Below are 16,839 nucleotides of genomic sequence, written 5' to 3' on the forward strand. Positions count from 1 at the left end.
GCATTGCCTGAGTGGATGCTGAAAGTCGTCATTGCGAGGAAAAACTGTAAGTTTTGACTAAGCAATCTCAGGATATTTGACGAGACTGCCACACAGCCTACGGCTGCTCGCAATGACAGGGTGGTATCCATAGTTCAATAAAACAGCTTACTTCGCTCGCTCGACATATGTCATATCATCAGTTTTAACAACAATTTTTTCTCCTATTTCTAAATATTGCGGGACCTTAACTTTAATACCGTTTTCTAAAATTGCTGGTTTATAAGAAGCGGTAGCGGTTGCTCCTTTTATTACCGGATCAGTTTCACTAATTTCAAGTATAACAGTTGGAGGAAGCTCAATATTTAAAGGCTTGTCATTATAAAATTCGACTTTAACAATAATATTTTCAGTTAAGAAAGATAATTTTTCTTCTAACATTTCCTTGGAAATATTTATTTGATCAAAATGTTTAGTATCCATTAATACCAAATCATCACCTTCAAAATATAAAAATTGATAATCTTTTTGTTCAAGTTCAGCTTTGTCTAAATAATCGGCAGAACTGAATCTTTCGTTACGCTTTGTCCCTGTTTTTAAATTTTTCATCTCAACTTGTACATAAGCTCCACCTTTCCCGGGTTGAGTATGTTCCGGTGTTTTGCTGACAACCCATAAATCATTATTATACACTAATATGTTACCTGTTCTAATTGAATTTGCTGAAATTTTCATATATCATACATTTAAGACTTAAAATTAAAGTATAAATATACAAATTATTTCCTTTAAAAACAAGAATTTAATCTTATGACCACAATATTAGTAGTAGATGATATAGAACCCAATATTAAGTTACTAACAGCCAAACTTTTAAAAGAGTATTATACGGTTCTTACTGCAAATAGCGGTAAAGAAGCACTAGCAATTCTTAAAAAAGAAAAAATTGATATTATACTACTTGATGTTATGATGCCGGAAATGGATGGATGTGAGGTATGTAAAACGATAAAAACCGATCCGGAAACTACTCATATACCGGTTGTAATGGTAACTGCACTTTCCGATATTGATGATCGAGTTAAAGGTCTTGAGGCAGGAGCTGATGAGTTTTTAACAAAGCCGATTAACGATACTGCTCTATTTGTAAGACTTAAATCGCTATCTAGAATGAAAAGCTTAATTGATGAGTTAAAGCTTCGTAATAGCACTAATGCATTATTAGGCGTAACAAATATCGAAATGCATGACACTTTTGCAGATAAAAAAATATTACTAATTAATGATGATGTGGTACAAGCTAAAAATATAAAACAAATGTTACTTAAGCTTACCCAAAACGTAAAGGTAATAAGTAATTCCGATGAATTAGATATTATAAATGAATATACCCCCGATTTAGTAATTATCAGTAGTACGCTCGAAAATGACGATCCTTTGAGGATCAGTGTTATTTTAAGAGGTAAAGCAGAAATAAGCGGCGTAGTAATAATTTTACAAATTGATGAAGACGGTATGCCTTTGGTTGTGAAAGGTATTGAACTTGGTATTAATGATTATTTCGTTTATCCTATAGAGGAAAGCGAATTGCTTGCTAGAATTAGAACACAATTAAGACGTAAGCAATATCAAGATAATTTACGTAATGATCTTGAACAAAGTGTCAATTTAGCAGTTAAAGACGGTCTAACCGGCTTATTTAATCGTCGCTATTTCGATATACATCTCAAACAAATTATTGAGAAAACTAATAAAGAAAGTATTAAATTATATTTACTTATGTGCGATATCGACAATTTTAAACATGTAAACGATACTTACGGTCATCAAGCAGGCGATAAGGTTTTAACAATTGTATCCCGTATTTTGAAGAATACTCTCAGAGTAACAGACTTAATAGCAAGATTCGGCGGTGAAGAATTTACTATACTCTTAACGGATATAGATATTTCTAAAGCAATTGAAACTGCGGAGAGAGTTAGAATTAAAATAGAATATATGAATTTTCACATTGAAGATCAAATTGAACCTTTAAAAACAACTATTTCAATCGGAGTTACGAAATATAAAAAAGAAGAATCAATAGAATCTTTCATTGAACGTGCTGACAAAGCTATGTATGAAGCTAAAACAACGGGTAAAAATAAAGTAGTAAAATTATAATTGATTTTTTAAAGTAAAAAAATAATGAGCAATTCTTCCAAAAAACATCTTGATTTACCATATAGACCAGGGGTCGGCATGATGATATTAAATGCCGATAACCATATATTCGTCGGTAAAAGAATAGATACAAAAATATCTGCATGGCAAATGCCGCAAGGTGGGATAGTTCCCGGCGAAACACCAAGTATTGCAGCAATGCGTGAGATGTTAGAAGAAATAGGCAGCGATAAAGGATATATTATTGCCGAAAGCAAATTCTGGTATAGTTATGATGTACCAAGCTTTTTAATACCTAAACTGTGGAACGGTAATTTTCGTGGACAAAAACAACGCTGGTTTTTAATTAGGTTTACCGGAAATAACGAAGATATTAATATAAATACCTCTAATCCGGAATTTGACCAATGGCGTTGGGCATCACTTGATGAACTCTTATCTATTATAATACCATTTAAACGTAAACTTTACCAAGCCGTCGTAAAAGAATTTGAATCATTAATTCAGTAAAAATTTTATATATATAGTACTTGTAGAACAGCACTATTTACCTCTTTATCACCTTCAATTCATTTATAGCACTAAATAATGAAATATCCGTATTATTGCCTAAAGTAAATACAGCACACTCATTTGTTCCTCTAGACAATAAACTAATCTTTATCGCAACTAGATGCAATCATATAATATGTACGTACTATCATTCTTTATTAGGTTATTAATTATTATCACCGATTATATGTGCAGTAAATGCATTTGCTAGATTAGATATAGTTATATTAGCAATAGAATCTTTTACTTCTCTTATATGAAATAAGTTTATAATGAAATTACTTAGACAGTAATTTGTTGTTGTTTCAGTTTCCCAATTAACCGTATCAATTTGAGTTTCCGGCATTAAAAATCATGAATTTATATCTTCAAACGCAAATTTTAGCTCTCTAACCAATCCATATAAAATATATTTTTTATCAGCAATATGTACAAAGGTATGATCAGGATGCTCATCTCAAAAATATGTAGAGGTATTAGAAAAAGGTTTTAAATGTACAGAATATACCTTATTTCTATCAAGGCTTTGGTCATAACTATTTTCACTGGAATCAGCTGGTATTAAATTTGGTAATAAAATAAGTCTACAAAAATAACCGATTAACTTAACTATATTTGGTAAAAATTTAATATGATAATTTGGCATAACGTTACTTCATGTTTATTATAACATGTCTTATTATTAAATATTATTAAGATTATTGTTATAATTCAATTAATTTAATAAGAAACCATCGTTTAGCTGTTGATACTTGTGTGATTTTTGCTATTATTCTTTTCACTTAAGTAATTCAACCTGAAAATAATTAGATTTTACTTTCTATCTTTGCAGCCAATATAAAGTTGTTTTCCATAAGACCGTCGATTTTATGAGTCCATATTTCCACACTACATGCTCCCCAAGATATAGTTAAATCGGGATGATGTGCTTCCTGCTCTGCAATTTCAGTTATCTTATTTGCAAATTCCATAGCTTTTATAAAATTAGAAAATTTATATTTTTTATAAAGAGGCCCTAATGCATTCACTTGCCACTCACTTTGTAATTGAACTAATAACTTATCAATTTCTTTTTTCTCAAGTGGCGGAACTCCACCCTCACATGGTATGCATCTTTTCTCACTGAATACTGTCATAGTTTTTTTTCTATATCAAAGTTAAAATATTGATCTTTATAAAGCTCATCTGCAAGTTGTATAATGCCACCACTCAATTTTACATGCTTTAAAAATTATGTTTTTGCATCTTAGAACATAAATAATTACGTTTTGCTAAATATTGCTTATCAATTAATTTACTATCATGAGGTAAAGCTTCATCCAATAAGTCAAAAGAAGTATACATGTCTACCGTATTGTCATCTAAAGAGGATTATAACACGCGCGTCTTTCAGCTTTCTCTTAATAATGACTTCAGAATTATTATTAACTTCCTTCTGAAGCTTTATTATTGATCAATCTACAGTACTCTACTATGACTAGATCTTTCAGCTATATAACCTAATATAAAACATTTAGACTTATCTATATATGGGTAAAAGCTTTCCTTATTTTTTTGATCAATATTATCTTTGCTCCATCTTAAAAATGTTGTACAGCTTTTTGTGGTCTATATGCATATAATCAGTGAATAACCATCTTTTTGTATCTCAGCTTGTACTGCTTTAAGAGCCTTAACAGCTTATATGGTTAAAATTGCTTCCGGTGCTTTATAACCATCTACCTTTTTACCAACAAAATTTTCATCTGAATAATAATGCATATTTTGAATAATTGTAGGGTCGATATCTTTCAGATACATGAACCCTTTAAGTAAGGATTTAGCATATATTGGAAGAAAGCTCATAAATATAAAAATTAAACTTGTTAAAATCAATTTCATAAAATGCTAGGCTTTGTAAAGATTTCTAATTGATTTTATTTTGAGATATTTTTTAGTGCAAATCAAATCGTTTTAGAGATCTTCACAGAACCTAATATAAAATAGACTCCTTGACATAATCTCTTTCTAAAGGTAATGTGGATCTGGTACTCGAATCCTTACATAGATTTGGCTACGCTCCGGTTCTATGTTCTGTGCCTCCTTCAAATTCCTCTTTATACAATAGGTTATGCAAGAAGTCTAATATTTATCTTATACAAAATTTTATTAAAAACTATGGGACTGTTAACAGTACTATAGTAAACTCACCCCCATTTTGTGCCAGGCACGAAGGTAGAACCTATATATATAATAGACGAGAGGATGAACAACGAAGCACAAAGTTCAAATCAGTTTACTATAGAACTGTCAAAAAGACGGATGAATGGTAGCGAGGGAGGGATTTGAACCCCCGACACACGGATTATGATTCCGTCGCTCTAACCAGCTGAGCTACCCCGCCAGGGGAAAAGTGTTTATATAATTTAATTTGTTAAGAAGTGTCATTCTAGATAAAAGCGGTTGCATGGCTTGGAAAATGTACTTAGTGTCATACCGTGGCTTGACCACGGTATCCCAAAAAAATAACTTAAAATACTAATTAATTTAAATATTTTAAGCTGGATCCCACGATCAAGTCGCGGGCTGACAATAAAAAATTGATCCATGCAACAATTGACTAGCAACTTCTCAAATTGTATCTTAACGTTTAGAGAATTGTGTTTTCTTACGTGCTTTACGTTGTCCGTATTTCTTACGCTCTACTACCCTAGAATCACGTGTTAAAAGACCACCTTTACGCAAAATAGCATGAAAATCCGGAGCAGATTTATCTAAAGCTTTAGAAATTCCATGTAAAATAGCACCTTTCTGTCCTGAAATTCCTCCACCTCTAACAGTACAAATTATATCATACTGATCAATAGTTTTTGTTAAGACAAACGGCTGTAAGATAGTTTTCACATAAGTTTCAGAAGGAAAATACTGGGCTATTGTTTTTTTATTAACAACTATTTTTCCTTTTCCTACTTTAAGCCATACTCGTGCTATAGCATTTTTTCTTTTACCTGTAGCATAAAACTTGCCTAAATTATCTATTTTTTCTTTAGGAGTTTTTAATACTAAAGGTTCTTTAGTTAACTGCTTTTCTACTTTTTCTGTTTTAATTTTTAACTCGGGCATATTCTATTACTTTTTATTTTTTGGATTTTGGCTTGCAAAATCATAAACAGTAGGTTGCTGTGCCATATGAGGATGATCACCATTTGCATAAACATACAAATTACTCATTTGCTTAGCACCTAAAGCATTTCTTGTAATCATTCTTTTTACGGCCATTTTAATAACTCTCTCAGGGTGTTTACCACTTAAGATTTTACCTGCCGTAGTATCTTTTATCCCACCTGGAAATCCTGTATATCTGTAATATATTTTTCCGTCTTTGGGATTTGCTTTTTTACCTGTTAATTTTACATGCTCCGCATTTATTATGATTATATTATCACCACAATCTAAATGAGGTGTAAAGCTAGGCTTATGCTTACCGCGTAGCATATTAGCAACTCTGCTAGCGAGTCGTCCTAGTACAATATTTTTTGCGTCTATGACCCACCATTTCTTTTCAATTTCCGATGGCTTTGCCGAGTAAGTTTTCACAATAGTATCTTTTTAATTAGAATTTAAAATTAAAGAATCAAGCAACATATTTAATAGCATTAATACCCGCTATCTGTCAAGCTAAATATAATTTATTTACTTCCAAATATTATTTTTCTATCGGTAGAAAAATATAAATTATTATTTGCTCTTAGCCCATAATAACGAATATTTTTTATAATTTTGACAACATGAGGTATCATGTGTAATCCATTATTATCAACATCAAAACTATATAAAACACCGTTAACGGAAATAACATTTAAACTTCGCTTATTGTTATTATTAACTCCAACAAAAGGTACTAAAAAAGCAGCAGATTTTAGTTTCTTAGGATCTTGTCCATCATTTAAATCAGCTACAAACTTTACTTTCCCTGTTTCAGGATTAAATGCTGCTATTTGTCTAGCATTATTTGTTACAAATAGACTATTACCGATTAAAGACATTGATTGAATATCCTCGGCATTTACCTGCCAAATCACACTGCCGGTTGCTACATTAAGCTTAATAAGCTTACCAAGACCGGTTGCTATATACAGATTCATATTATCATGAACGGGAGTACATAAAATACTTGATTCGTCAAAATTCGGTATAGCTGTACGATCATTAAGATTTGTAAACTCAAAATTCCATTTTACTTCACCGTTTGTTATATTTAAGGCAAGTATTTGCCCGGAATTATAAGTTACTATTACATTGTCATGCTGTACTATCGGCGTCATAAAATAACTAGCCGACAAAACTTCCGCTAGGCTTTCATGTTCCCATAAGGTTTTTAAAGTTTCTGCATTTAAAGCAATAGTTTGATTACTGATAGTTTGCACTAAGACAGTATTATCATTGAGCACAATAGGCTTAATTCTAATAATATCCGGAAGTTCTTTTCTAATTATTTCATAACCTGATTTTGCATCTAGCACTACTAACAACCTTGAACCGTATGTTACGTATAATTTTCCGTTATGGTGTAAAATTCCGCCGCCTATATAATTATCTTTTTTATGTCTACTTAAATTATAAGACCAAATAATCTTATTTTTCTCTATAGAAAATGCAGAAATATTCGATCTAATATCCAATGCATAAATCATATCGCCTATAAAAACCGGCTCGGTAATCGTTTTACTTCTAGCGAAACTATACTGTTTATTCTTAAGCATATTTGCATTAAATGCATATATATTTGCATTAGAATCTAAATATATAGGCTCATGAGTCTGAATTGCTAATTTAGGAGTCAACTCAACAATATTTTTTACCCTTGTTGGTCCAAGCCCGTTACATGCAATTAAAATAAACGGTAATAACAGAAGTGCTATTTTTTTTGTCATATTTTTCCTTAAGTACGAATTATTATTTATTTAAATTTACAAGCAATGCTTTAGCCTGATCTTTTATTAGATCAGATATATTATTTGAAATTAATAAATTTTTTAGATTTGTTTCTGCTTGCGGTTTCATATTATTCTTAATATCCCACATAGCTTTTATAATAGTTGCTGTAGCCCAAAAAGGTTTTTTCTCGTCATCAAAATAGTTTAAATATTTGGTCAATTTCTCTTTATCTTGAATATCTAGATTGTGATCATCAATAACAAGACTACACCATGAAATACGTGCATAAGAAGTAGAAATTTCGGAATATTCTTTATTTTCAATAATTTTATTAAGCAGGTCTTTCGCTTCTGAATATTTTTTTTTTGAAATCTTTATGGCTACTTGTTCTAATGCAGCTATTTCTTTGATTTTAGTATTACTAGTAGTCACTAAATTCTCTAAAGTATTAAAAGCTAATTCTTCATTATCTTTTGTTGTTTCCAAACCAACAGTCTTAACAAGAATATCTCCGTTTTTTTGGTTATTTTTAATTCTTTTATCTTTATTATTATTAATAACAACCATTATAGTAATAGCTATTATAGAAATGATTATTATTATAGGTAAAAGCTTTTTGAAAAAAATTAACCTTTTTTCTTCATTTTGATCACTCAGTACTTCATCCAAAATATCAGTCATATTTTATTATTTTTATTTATTTTTACAGCCAAATTTAATCTTAGCATCTTCTGCCATTTTCTTGGATGCGGCAGTTCTATTAGTTGGAAATTCCTTATCAAACTTAGCAAGCATATTACATGCTTCCTGAGTTTTTTTTAGTTCGCCTAAGGAAAGTGCTAACTTCAATAACCCATCGGAAGATTTTGCCCCTTTCGGTAACTCTTTATAGCCTTTTAAATAGTTAACCGCTGCCCCGTTATAGTCTTTTTGTTTAAAAAAGCATTCCCCATACCAGAAATAAGCATTACTAATTAGCAAACTGTTAGGATATTTTTGGATAAAATTTTTAAACTTATCTTTTGCTTCAGTAAGTTTATTATCTTTATAAGCAGCAAGAGCCAAATCGTAGGCTTGCTTATCAGGAGCTATATCCTTATTAACCGCAATAGGTTTTTTAGGCGCATTATCCGGCATATCTTTAAGCAAAGCTATATCAAAAACATCTTGTTTTTTTGAATCACCGGCTTCTAAAACTTCAGTATTTTCTTCTTGATTTGAAATATTTGAGTTCTGCGTTAGCATATCAATTTTATGCTGTAAAACCTCAACTTTACCGATTAGCCTTCTGATTTCTTGTTCCTGTTCATCTAGTCTATTTTCAAAATCATTATTTGCTGCATATTTTAAAGGCTTTCCTTTAATAGTTTCGCTTTCTCCGAAAGAAAACATAGAAAATAAAAAAGTAAATAATAAGACAATCAGTTTCATATATTTTTTAAAAATTTATAATTTTTTTATAATACCGAAATTTTTTTAATATTCCACACAATTTTTTATATTTCAATACTACCATCATATGTAAACGTTATTGTTATGGTGGTACCTTCATTTATCTTACTTTGCAAATCAAATTTACCGTTCATAAGTTCAACCAGCTTTTTAGTAAGCGGCAACCCAAGACCGGTACCTTCATATTTTCTACTAAGCTCACTATCAATTTGACCGAACGCCGATAAAGTTTTTGGGATATCTTTTTCCTCAATACCGATGCCGGTATCTATAACTTTTATATATACTAATTTTGCTAACTCATCTTTTTCAAGTGCAATAGTAACACTCCCTCCGGAATTTGTAAATTTCACGGCATTTGATAAAAGATTTAAGAATACTTGTTTTAGCCTTTTTGGATCAGCCTTTATAACCACATGCTCTTTCGGTAATCTACTAATTAAAGCCACTTCGGCTTGATCGGCACGAGGCTTAACAAGTATCAGCGAAGAACGAATTAATTTATTTAAATCAAGATCTATACTATCTACTTTTAATTTATCGGCAGAAGCTTTAGAAAGATCTAAAATATCATTAATCATACTAAGCAAATGCTTACCGGCATCATTTATATCTTTAATATAATTTTTACTTTTTTCTGCATCTCTTTCCGACATAAGAATTTCCGAAAAGCCTATTATAGCATTAAGCGGTGTACGCAATTCATGACTAATATTAGCAAAAAACTTTGTATTTGAAGAGCTGGTTTTTTCTACTTTTACTATTTGAGCTTTTAAATTTCTATTTATTTCAAGCTGCTCCTCAATGATTTGTCTAGCATAGTTAGTATTACTAATAATTATAGTGCAGAATATTATAAAAATAATGATAAAAGTTATAAAAACCTTTTGCTCAAGAGAGGTTATATTTTGCCACTGGCTGGTAATATTAGTGTTAATCTCAAATACTGCATCTACGGGAAAATCTAAATTATTATTTATAACAGGGATATAGCTAGTAACAAAAGAAGCCTCTTCCACTGTTAAATCACTTTCATTTTCTATTACTACCCTTGGTAATAATATATGACTTGTAATACCTTCAAAAGCATCTTGAAGCGGAGCTTTTGAAGTAAAGGATTTTAAAAAAAATTTATCGATTTTTGCGGTAACTATCTCAACCAAACTATCATCTTTATAATTGTCTACACTATACATATGTAACATATTACTAGTGATGAATTTATTACCTTTGAGATCGTAGAGAGAAATATTAATATTAAGATTGGTGAACCATTGAGCGGTAATCTTTGCAAAATTAATAAAATCTTGATCTTGTAATAGTTTTAAATAATCGAATTTGTGTAATTTACTGATTACGTTCTGATGAGTATTCCAAATATTATCAGTGTAAAGTTCTACAATTTTAGTATGTTCCAAAGCCACTTGTTTTACTATCATTTCTTTTATCATAAAATAACGATAAAACATCATATTTATGACAATATTAAGAAACAATATAATGAATGACAATCTTACTATATACTTATTATGGTTCATTATAAGACCTAGTAGTTATTTTTAACTCAACTGATGTCATCCCTGCGGAAGGCTTGCTCGCATAACAAATCGTCATTGCGAGTGACTAAAAGGAGCGTGGCAATCTCATAAACCAGGGTTCCTGAGATCGCGTACGTACAAAACTTACAGTTTTTCCGTAGCTTATGACGAAGAATCTATCCATGCAGCAAAACCGAGAATGATATTATCCTCTCTACTTATCTTCTTGTTTAACTCTCTCTTTTGTTTCCAGCTTCTTATTAATAATCAACCCTGTAATTACATCATAAGCACGAGCAAATTGATAATCTTTTTTGTATAATTCCGATAATTCATTCTCTTCTTGTTTATTATTTTGGGCTTTTGTTTCTTTTTGGCTATCTTTGTTTTTAGATGAATTATCTTTGTTTTTTTCATTATCATTCTTCAAATAATTTTTTAAAGAACTCTCAGAAAAACGCTTATCTATTTTTTTCACTTCTGGATACTCAACTTTCGCCGGCTCAATTAAAATATCAGGCTCTATTCCTTCTGCTTGAATAGAACGACCGCTTGGGGTGTAATATTTAGATATAGTCAGTTTTACGGCAGCCCTAGAATTGATTTGCGTTAAAGCCTGAACTGATCCTTTACCGAAAGACTTAGTGCCAAGTATTATTGCTCTTTTATGATCTTGCAAAGCTCCGGCAACTATTTCCGAGGCAGAGGCAGAATTACCATTTATTAAAACTATCATAGGTACTTTGGGAACTTTTAACGAAAACTCATTTGCTTTAATTTCGCTATTACTTGATGTAGTTCTACCTTTTGTTGTTACAATTACACCGGAATCAATAAAATAATCACTAACAGCAATAGCTTGATCGAGTATACCTCCGGCATTATTACGTAAATCTAGAATTATACCTTTAAGGTCATCTTTACTCTCAGTTTTTAACTTCTTTACTGCTGCCTTCAGCTCAGAAATTGTTGACTCATTAAAAGTAGTTATACGTATATATGCAATATTATTTTTTTCTAAATGTGCTTTTATCGGCTTGATTTTTACTATTTCGCGAGTAAGCTCTAGCTCTTGCGGTTTTGCCTCTTCTTCCTTAATTATCAACAATTTAACCTTAGTACCAGGCGTACCACGCATCTCTTTTATAGCTTTATTAGGACCAAGCGTAGAGACTAACTCGTCATTCACGCCTACTATATAATCCCCACCTTTAAGCCCTGCTTTGAAAGCCGGCAAATCGTCAATAGGCGATATTATCTTAATTGCTCCGCTATCATACATTATTTCAACACCGATTCCGCCGAATTCACCTTTTGTAAAAGTAAAAATATCTTCTAAATCCTCATCGGTATAATAGCTTGAATGGGGATCAAGTGAGTTTAACATACCGTTAATTGCTTCATCTATCATTTTTTGCCTATCTGGTACCTGCACATAAGCCTTTTCGATACGTTCAAATACGTCTTGAAATTGCTTATAAGCTTCCTGATTTGATATTTTATTTTCAGTTTCTTTTTCTCCTTCTGCAAATGCACAAATAGAATTTATAATAAAAAATAGTGTTATAATTAAACGTAATAACATAATACTCCAAATATGTGTGTTTTTTAAGCAAAGCGTCATTGCGAGGAAAATTACGAAGTAATTTGACGAAGCAATCTCAGGATATTTGACGAGATTGCCGCGTCGCCTACGGCTCCTCGCAATAACGATTAAATATCCAGCTCACTAATAATTTTATCCATTTTAACTAAAGCCTGTTCATAAATAAATTGAAATCTTTTTTCCGGCTTTTTACCCATTAAATCATCTACTATTTTATCAACATTTTGAAAATCTTCTAAAGTTACCTTTAAAAGCGATCTTTTTTCCGGATGCATAGTAGTTTCCTTTAATTGTGCAGGCATCATTTCACCGAGACCTTTAAACCTACCTACTTCAATTTTAGCTTTACTAGCTTTTAATAATTTATCCGTTAACTTAGCTTTTTCCTCTTCATCGCCTGCATAATAAGTTTTATTAGACTGCGTTAAACGATAAAGCGGAGGCTTAGCTAGATATAAATGCCCCTCTTCTACCAATTTCGGCATTCGTAAAAAAAAGAAAGTCATTAATAGCGAAGCTATATGAGCACCGTCAACATCTGCATCAGTCATAATAATTATTTTTTCGTAACGCAGATTTTCTTTTTTATAATTCTTTAAACTACCGCAGGCAAGAGCTATTTCTAAATCTTGTATTGCTTGATTATTAACGATTTTCTCAAGCGTAGAACTCGCAACATTTAGAACTTTACCCCATAGCGGTAATACTGCTTGCGTTTCTCTATTACGTGCTTGTTTTGCAGAGCCTCCTGCCGAATCACCTTCTACAATAAATAATTCCGTCCCTTCAGGTGAAGTGCGTGTGCAATCGGCAAGTTTACCGGGTAAACGTAATTTTTGAGTGGCATTTTTACGGGAAATATTTTTTTCGTTTTTCTTACTGATTCTAAACTCAGCAATGCTAATTACATGCTCAAGTAAATTAGTAGCTAAAGCTTTATCGCTACTAAGAAAATGGTCAAAATGATCTTTTATTATATTCTCGACCGGTTTACTTACACCGTTTGATACTAATTTTTCCTTAGTTTGTCCTTGAAAAGACGGCTCAGCTATAAAAATAGAAAGTACGACACTTGTAGTTTCTAAAATATCCTCAATAGTTAGATTAGCAGCTTTTTTATTCCCTATCATTTCACCATATGCTTTAAGCCCACGTAAAATAGCCGACTTAAGTCCTTGCTCATGTGTTCCTCCTTGAGGAGTCGGAACAGTATTACAATATGATTGAACAAATGCCGAGCTATCGTTATTTTGCCAACAAATCGCCCATTCAAGTTTTATCCTGTCCGGCGTAGACTCTATATTACCTGCAAAAATTTCCGGAATAACTAAATTATCTAAAGTTATTTTTGAACTTAAATAATCTTTTAAACCGTTCGGGAAACTTATTAATGCCTTTTTAGGTATATCTGACTGTACTTCTACTTCGCATACCCATTCTATAGTAACACCGCGATATAAATAAGCTTTTGACCTTGCAAGCTCATAAATCTTTTTAGGATTAAAATGTAATTTTTCACTAAAAATTTCCGGATCGGGAGTGAAATTTATTGATGTACCTCTTAGCCTTTTAGATGCTTCTTCACATATTAAATCAGTTAATTTTTCTCCTTTAGAATAACTTTGGCTATATAATTTACCTTGTTTATAAACCTTTATTTCTAAATGTTTAGATAAAGCATTTACTACCGATATTCCAACACCATGCAATCCGCCTGCAGTATGATAAACATTATTTGAGAATTTACCTCCTGAATGAAGAGTAGTTAAAATTACTTCTAAAGCTGATTTGTCAGGAAATTTAGGATGATTATCAATAGGGATACCGCGACCGTTATCAAATATAGTAATACTATGATCATGATGCATTTTTATCGTGATGATACTTGCAAAGCCGGCGACTGCTTCATCCATAGCATTATCCAGCACCTCAGATACTAAATGATGCATAGCATTTGAATCAGTACCCCCGATATACATCCCCGGTCTTTTACGAACAGGCTCAAGCCCCTCTAATACTTCAATATCTTTTGCACTATAGTTATTATCGACTAGCTTATTTTTCTTTTCTTTGTTAAAGCTGAATAAATCGCTCATATATTAGAGATTTAATTAATTATTTTCTCTCCTAAATTAAACTATTTAACATAGAAAAGCAATTAAGCTTTAAAGAAATTGTTTGAAAACTCTACGTAATTGCGAGGCAAAACTGTAAGTTTTGACGAAGCAATCTCAGGATTTTATACTATTTTATGAGATTGCCACGCTCCTTACAGTCGCTTGCAATGACGATAAAAATAATCTTATCAATATCCCTTAGCTTTGATTAACATACAAGCTATGTTAGCGTTTCCTTGAGCTAATGCAATATCTAATGGATATTGGCACTCATCATTTAGAGTAGAAATTTTAATACCTCGTATGACCAAAAATTTTGCTAAATAGTAATTATCGTTATAAATAGCAGCAGTTAGTAATGTCTCACCGCTTCTACCTTTTTCTTGCAATATAGGATAAACATCAAGTAACGCACGCAACCCAAAAAGATTGTTTCTATCCACTGCTCTAAAAGCATTCTCTACTGCACTACAATAAGATAGATTGGCATAAATATCTTTCTTTTTATTTATATCATTATCATATTTAATAAAACTCTCTACAACTTTTCTTCTTTCGGCACTTGCTATCCATTCTGCTTTCTTTTGGAACAGCTTTATATATGCATACATATCCATCTGCTCTAAAGTCGCCTGCTCTGTTAGTTTACCAAGAACTATATCATCATCAGGTAAAAGTAACATTTGTGTTTCATCTTTAACAAATTTTGTTACCAACTCCGATGTTTCATTATTTACGTTATTATCTTGTTTTTGAATCGTGACATTTGGAGAGCTTGCCGGAGGTGATTTCTCTTGATTATTTGTAGTTTGATTATTATTAATTTGTAAAGGCTGAAGTTGATTCAGCTTCACTACAACAACGGGTATAAGCGGCGTATTCCAATCTTGTTTTTTTGGGACATCTGAAACAGCTACAAATGTCTCTTGCGAGTTATTGAGTTCTGCTGAAGAATCGGTTGTAGGAATTACTTTAGACGGAGTAGTAACGGGTGTATTTGGGCTAGTCGGTGTTATAGGCTGTGTAGAAGGTTGATTTGTAGGCATTACCGAAGGTGCAGGTACATTACTAGGTACTGCCGGAGGTACTGTTGTCGGCATAGTACTTGATGTATTATCTTGGGTTACCGGCGGGCTAACCACAGGTGGAGAAACAGCAGGTATATTAGTTATAGAGGGCGGTGCTATCGGTGCTACGCTTTCTTCCTCTTTATTAGCATCAGGAGGGGGATTAAGCGGAATAGGCTTATGCACAGGCGGCAAATTGGTTGGTTTATATATTTGCACCGGTCGCTGCGGAGGCACTACATAACTTCCTGCTTGAGCCGGAGGCATAGATACTATCGGTCTCGGTACGTTAGGAATTATAATATTAGAAGCTAAATTTGTATCATTATGCTCATTAGAAGCAACTTGTGCTTCATGCATTTCATTACTTGTAACACTAGGTAACGTTGCACTACCAATATCTATAAAAGGTTCAGATGCCTCGGCTTCATTAGATTCCTGAATGTCATGAGAAGCTAAATTTACACTACTTTCATGACTGGGATTTGTATGAACGTTATCACTTGTAGCACTAGGCAATGCTGTATTACCGACATCTATAAACGGCTCAGCTTGTTCATTGTCATTAGGCTCTTGGGAAGCTAGCTTTGGTTCTTCTTGATGGGCTGCTTTAGTTTGTTCATTTGCTTGTTTAGGGGGTATATCTTTCTTTTTTGGTTTACTAAAAAATTGCTTAAATTTATCAAAAAAAGAAATATCGGCACTAGAGCGAACATCCTTATCTTTAGTATCTACTTCGGCAGCCGGTAATGATGGCGGTAAGGGCGGAGGTGAAGCATAACTTTGAACTATCACTAATAATAGATTTATAAAAAATAATATCTTACATAATTTATTTAACATATAATTCCTTATTAAATAATTTATTTGATAGCAGGAGGTTGTTCGATGTCATTCCTGCGAAAGCAGGAATCCAGGATAAATCGAGCTTTTAATATTAAAACTTACTGTGTATATACCTTTTAATTGCTGGATTCCCGCTTCCGCGGGAATGACATAAACAAGCCATACACCTCCCCCGCTTTTAGCTAGCAATGACATTCACTCCCCTACCTCTTACTATTCTTTACCAATTTCTTTATCTCAATCTCTACTAACTCTTTAACAAGTACAGGTAGATTTTTATCAAGCCAAGCTTTAAGTTCTGGTTTTAACATCTCAACGACTAATTCTTCAAGTGCATTTTTAGATGAGATATTATTATCCAGCTTTTTATCTTTAATAGTATCAGTAAAATTTTTAAAAATATCACCTACCTCTTCAGCAGATTTAGTTGATATTAACTTTTCTTCTTCATCTTGATTTACTATTTCCGTTAGCTCTAATACATCTTCATCTTCGCTATCATTTTCATGAATAGGATTTTTACGCTCGTTTATTACTCCTTTAATCGATTTTAATATGTCTTCTATCGACATATCTTGGTTCTTTTTATTGTCCTTACTCAC

The 16,839-nt window shown here is 32.1% G+C and carries 16 protein-coding genes, 1 tRNA gene and 4 pseudogenes; 2 read left to right on the forward strand and 19 right to left on the reverse strand.

Features of this window, described 5'->3' with window-relative positions; translation table 11 throughout:
- Window positions 1–147: 147 nt before the first annotated feature.
- Entirely contained in the window at window positions 148–714 is a 567-nt protein-coding gene (gene efp, locus RPR_RS01655) for an elongation factor P (protein ID WP_012736487.1), read from the reverse strand.
- A gap of 75 nt (window positions 715–789) precedes the next feature.
- Between efp and RPR_RS01660 the strand changes: the two genes are divergently transcribed.
- Together RPR_RS01660 and RPR_RS01665 are read left to right on the forward strand one after the other, a co-directional pair.
- The gene (locus RPR_RS01660; RefSeq protein WP_012736488.1) at window positions 790–2,142 is read left to right on the forward strand and encodes a PleD family two-component system response regulator; all 1,353 of its coding nucleotides are present in this window, start codon (window positions 790–792) and stop codon (window positions 2,140–2,142) included.
- Window positions 2,143–2,166: 24 nt separating this feature from the next.
- Window positions 2,167–2,652, forward strand: coding sequence for an RNA pyrophosphohydrolase (locus RPR_RS01665; protein WP_004996360.1), 486 nt, complete (start codon window positions 2,167–2,169; stop codon window positions 2,650–2,652).
- A gap of 159 nt (window positions 2,653–2,811) precedes the next feature.
- On the opposite strand, the pseudogene RPR_RS01670 reads toward RPR_RS01665, so the two are convergent.
- From RPR_RS01670 to RPR_RS01750, 18 genes and pseudogenes are all read right to left on the reverse strand, one after another.
- A pseudogene (locus RPR_RS01670) lies at window positions 2,812–3,040 on the reverse strand (hypothetical protein).
- A 6-nt stretch (window positions 3,041–3,046) separates the two neighbouring features.
- Window positions 3,047–3,340: pseudogene (locus RPR_RS08895) on the reverse strand (hypothetical protein).
- A 160-nt stretch (window positions 3,341–3,500) separates the two neighbouring features.
- Complete coding sequence (locus RPR_RS01680) at window positions 3,501–3,830, reverse strand: 4a-hydroxytetrahydrobiopterin dehydratase (RefSeq protein WP_012736489.1); 330 nt, start codon at window positions 3,828–3,830, stop codon at window positions 3,501–3,503.
- A 45-nt stretch (window positions 3,831–3,875) separates the two neighbouring features.
- Window positions 3,876–4,038 (reverse strand): annotated as a pseudogene (locus RPR_RS01685) (peptidase M15).
- A 336-nt stretch (window positions 4,039–4,374) separates the two neighbouring features.
- Window positions 4,375–4,575, reverse strand: coding sequence for a hypothetical protein (locus RPR_RS01690; protein WP_010976975.1), 201 nt, complete (start codon window positions 4,573–4,575; stop codon window positions 4,375–4,377).
- Window positions 4,576–5,000: 425 nt separating this feature from the next.
- A tRNA-Met gene (locus tag RPR_RS01695) sits at window positions 5,001–5,077 on the reverse strand.
- 40 nt (window positions 5,078–5,117) lie between these two features.
- Window positions 5,118–5,282: a hypothetical protein gene (locus RPR_RS08480; RefSeq protein WP_187145797.1), complete on the reverse strand. Its 165-nt coding sequence runs from the start codon at window positions 5,280–5,282 to the stop codon at window positions 5,118–5,120.
- Window positions 5,283–5,316: 34 nt separating this feature from the next.
- A complete protein-coding gene (gene rpsI, locus RPR_RS01700; RefSeq protein WP_012736490.1) occupies window positions 5,317–5,796 on the reverse strand; it encodes a 30S ribosomal protein S9 in 480 nt (159 codons plus the stop codon).
- 6 nt (window positions 5,797–5,802) lie between these two features.
- Complete coding sequence (rplM, locus tag RPR_RS01705) at window positions 5,803–6,270, reverse strand: 50S ribosomal protein L13 (protein WP_004996373.1); 468 nt, start codon at window positions 6,268–6,270, stop codon at window positions 5,803–5,805.
- Window positions 6,271–6,362: 92 nt separating this feature from the next.
- Window positions 6,363–7,607, reverse strand: a complete 1,245-nt coding sequence (locus RPR_RS01710; RefSeq protein ID WP_012736491.1) for an outer membrane protein assembly factor BamB — start codon at window positions 7,605–7,607, stop codon at window positions 6,363–6,365.
- Between the two features lie 22 nt (window positions 7,608–7,629).
- Window positions 7,630–8,292: a DUF2659 family protein gene (locus tag RPR_RS01715; protein WP_012736492.1), complete on the reverse strand. Its 663-nt coding sequence runs from the start codon at window positions 8,290–8,292 to the stop codon at window positions 7,630–7,632.
- Window positions 8,293–8,304: 12 nt separating this feature from the next.
- Entirely contained in the window at window positions 8,305–9,042 is a 738-nt protein-coding gene (ybgF, locus tag RPR_RS01720) for a tol-pal system protein YbgF (protein WP_012736493.1), read from the reverse strand.
- A 65-nt stretch (window positions 9,043–9,107) separates the two neighbouring features.
- Window positions 9,108–10,601: a sensor histidine kinase gene (locus RPR_RS01725; RefSeq protein WP_012736494.1), complete on the reverse strand. Its 1,494-nt coding sequence runs from the start codon at window positions 10,599–10,601 to the stop codon at window positions 9,108–9,110.
- Between the two features lie 214 nt (window positions 10,602–10,815).
- Window positions 10,816–12,186, reverse strand: coding sequence for a S41 family peptidase (locus RPR_RS01730; RefSeq protein WP_012736495.1), 1,371 nt, complete (start codon window positions 12,184–12,186; stop codon window positions 10,816–10,818).
- 128 nt (window positions 12,187–12,314) lie between these two features.
- Window positions 12,315–14,303: a DNA topoisomerase IV subunit B gene (parE, locus tag RPR_RS01735; protein WP_012736496.1), complete on the reverse strand. Its 1,989-nt coding sequence runs from the start codon at window positions 14,301–14,303 to the stop codon at window positions 12,315–12,317.
- 209 nt (window positions 14,304–14,512) lie between these two features.
- A complete protein-coding gene (locus RPR_RS01740) occupies window positions 14,513–16,234 on the reverse strand; it encodes an ankyrin repeat domain-containing protein (protein ID WP_012736497.1) in 1,722 nt (573 codons plus the stop codon).
- Window positions 16,224–16,432: pseudogene (locus tag RPR_RS08900) on the reverse strand (hypothetical protein). The gene RPR_RS01740 and the pseudogene RPR_RS08900 overlap by 11 nt, the downstream one beginning before the upstream one ends.
- 8 nt (window positions 16,433–16,440) lie before the next feature.
- Window positions 16,441–16,839: a DUF2497 domain-containing protein gene (locus RPR_RS01750; protein WP_012736499.1), complete on the reverse strand. Its 399-nt coding sequence runs from the start codon at window positions 16,837–16,839 to the stop codon at window positions 16,441–16,443.

Source organism: Rickettsia peacockii str. Rustic (genome assembly GCF_000021525.1).
Classification (GTDB): domain Bacteria; phylum Pseudomonadota; class Alphaproteobacteria; order Rickettsiales; family Rickettsiaceae; genus Rickettsia; species Rickettsia rickettsii.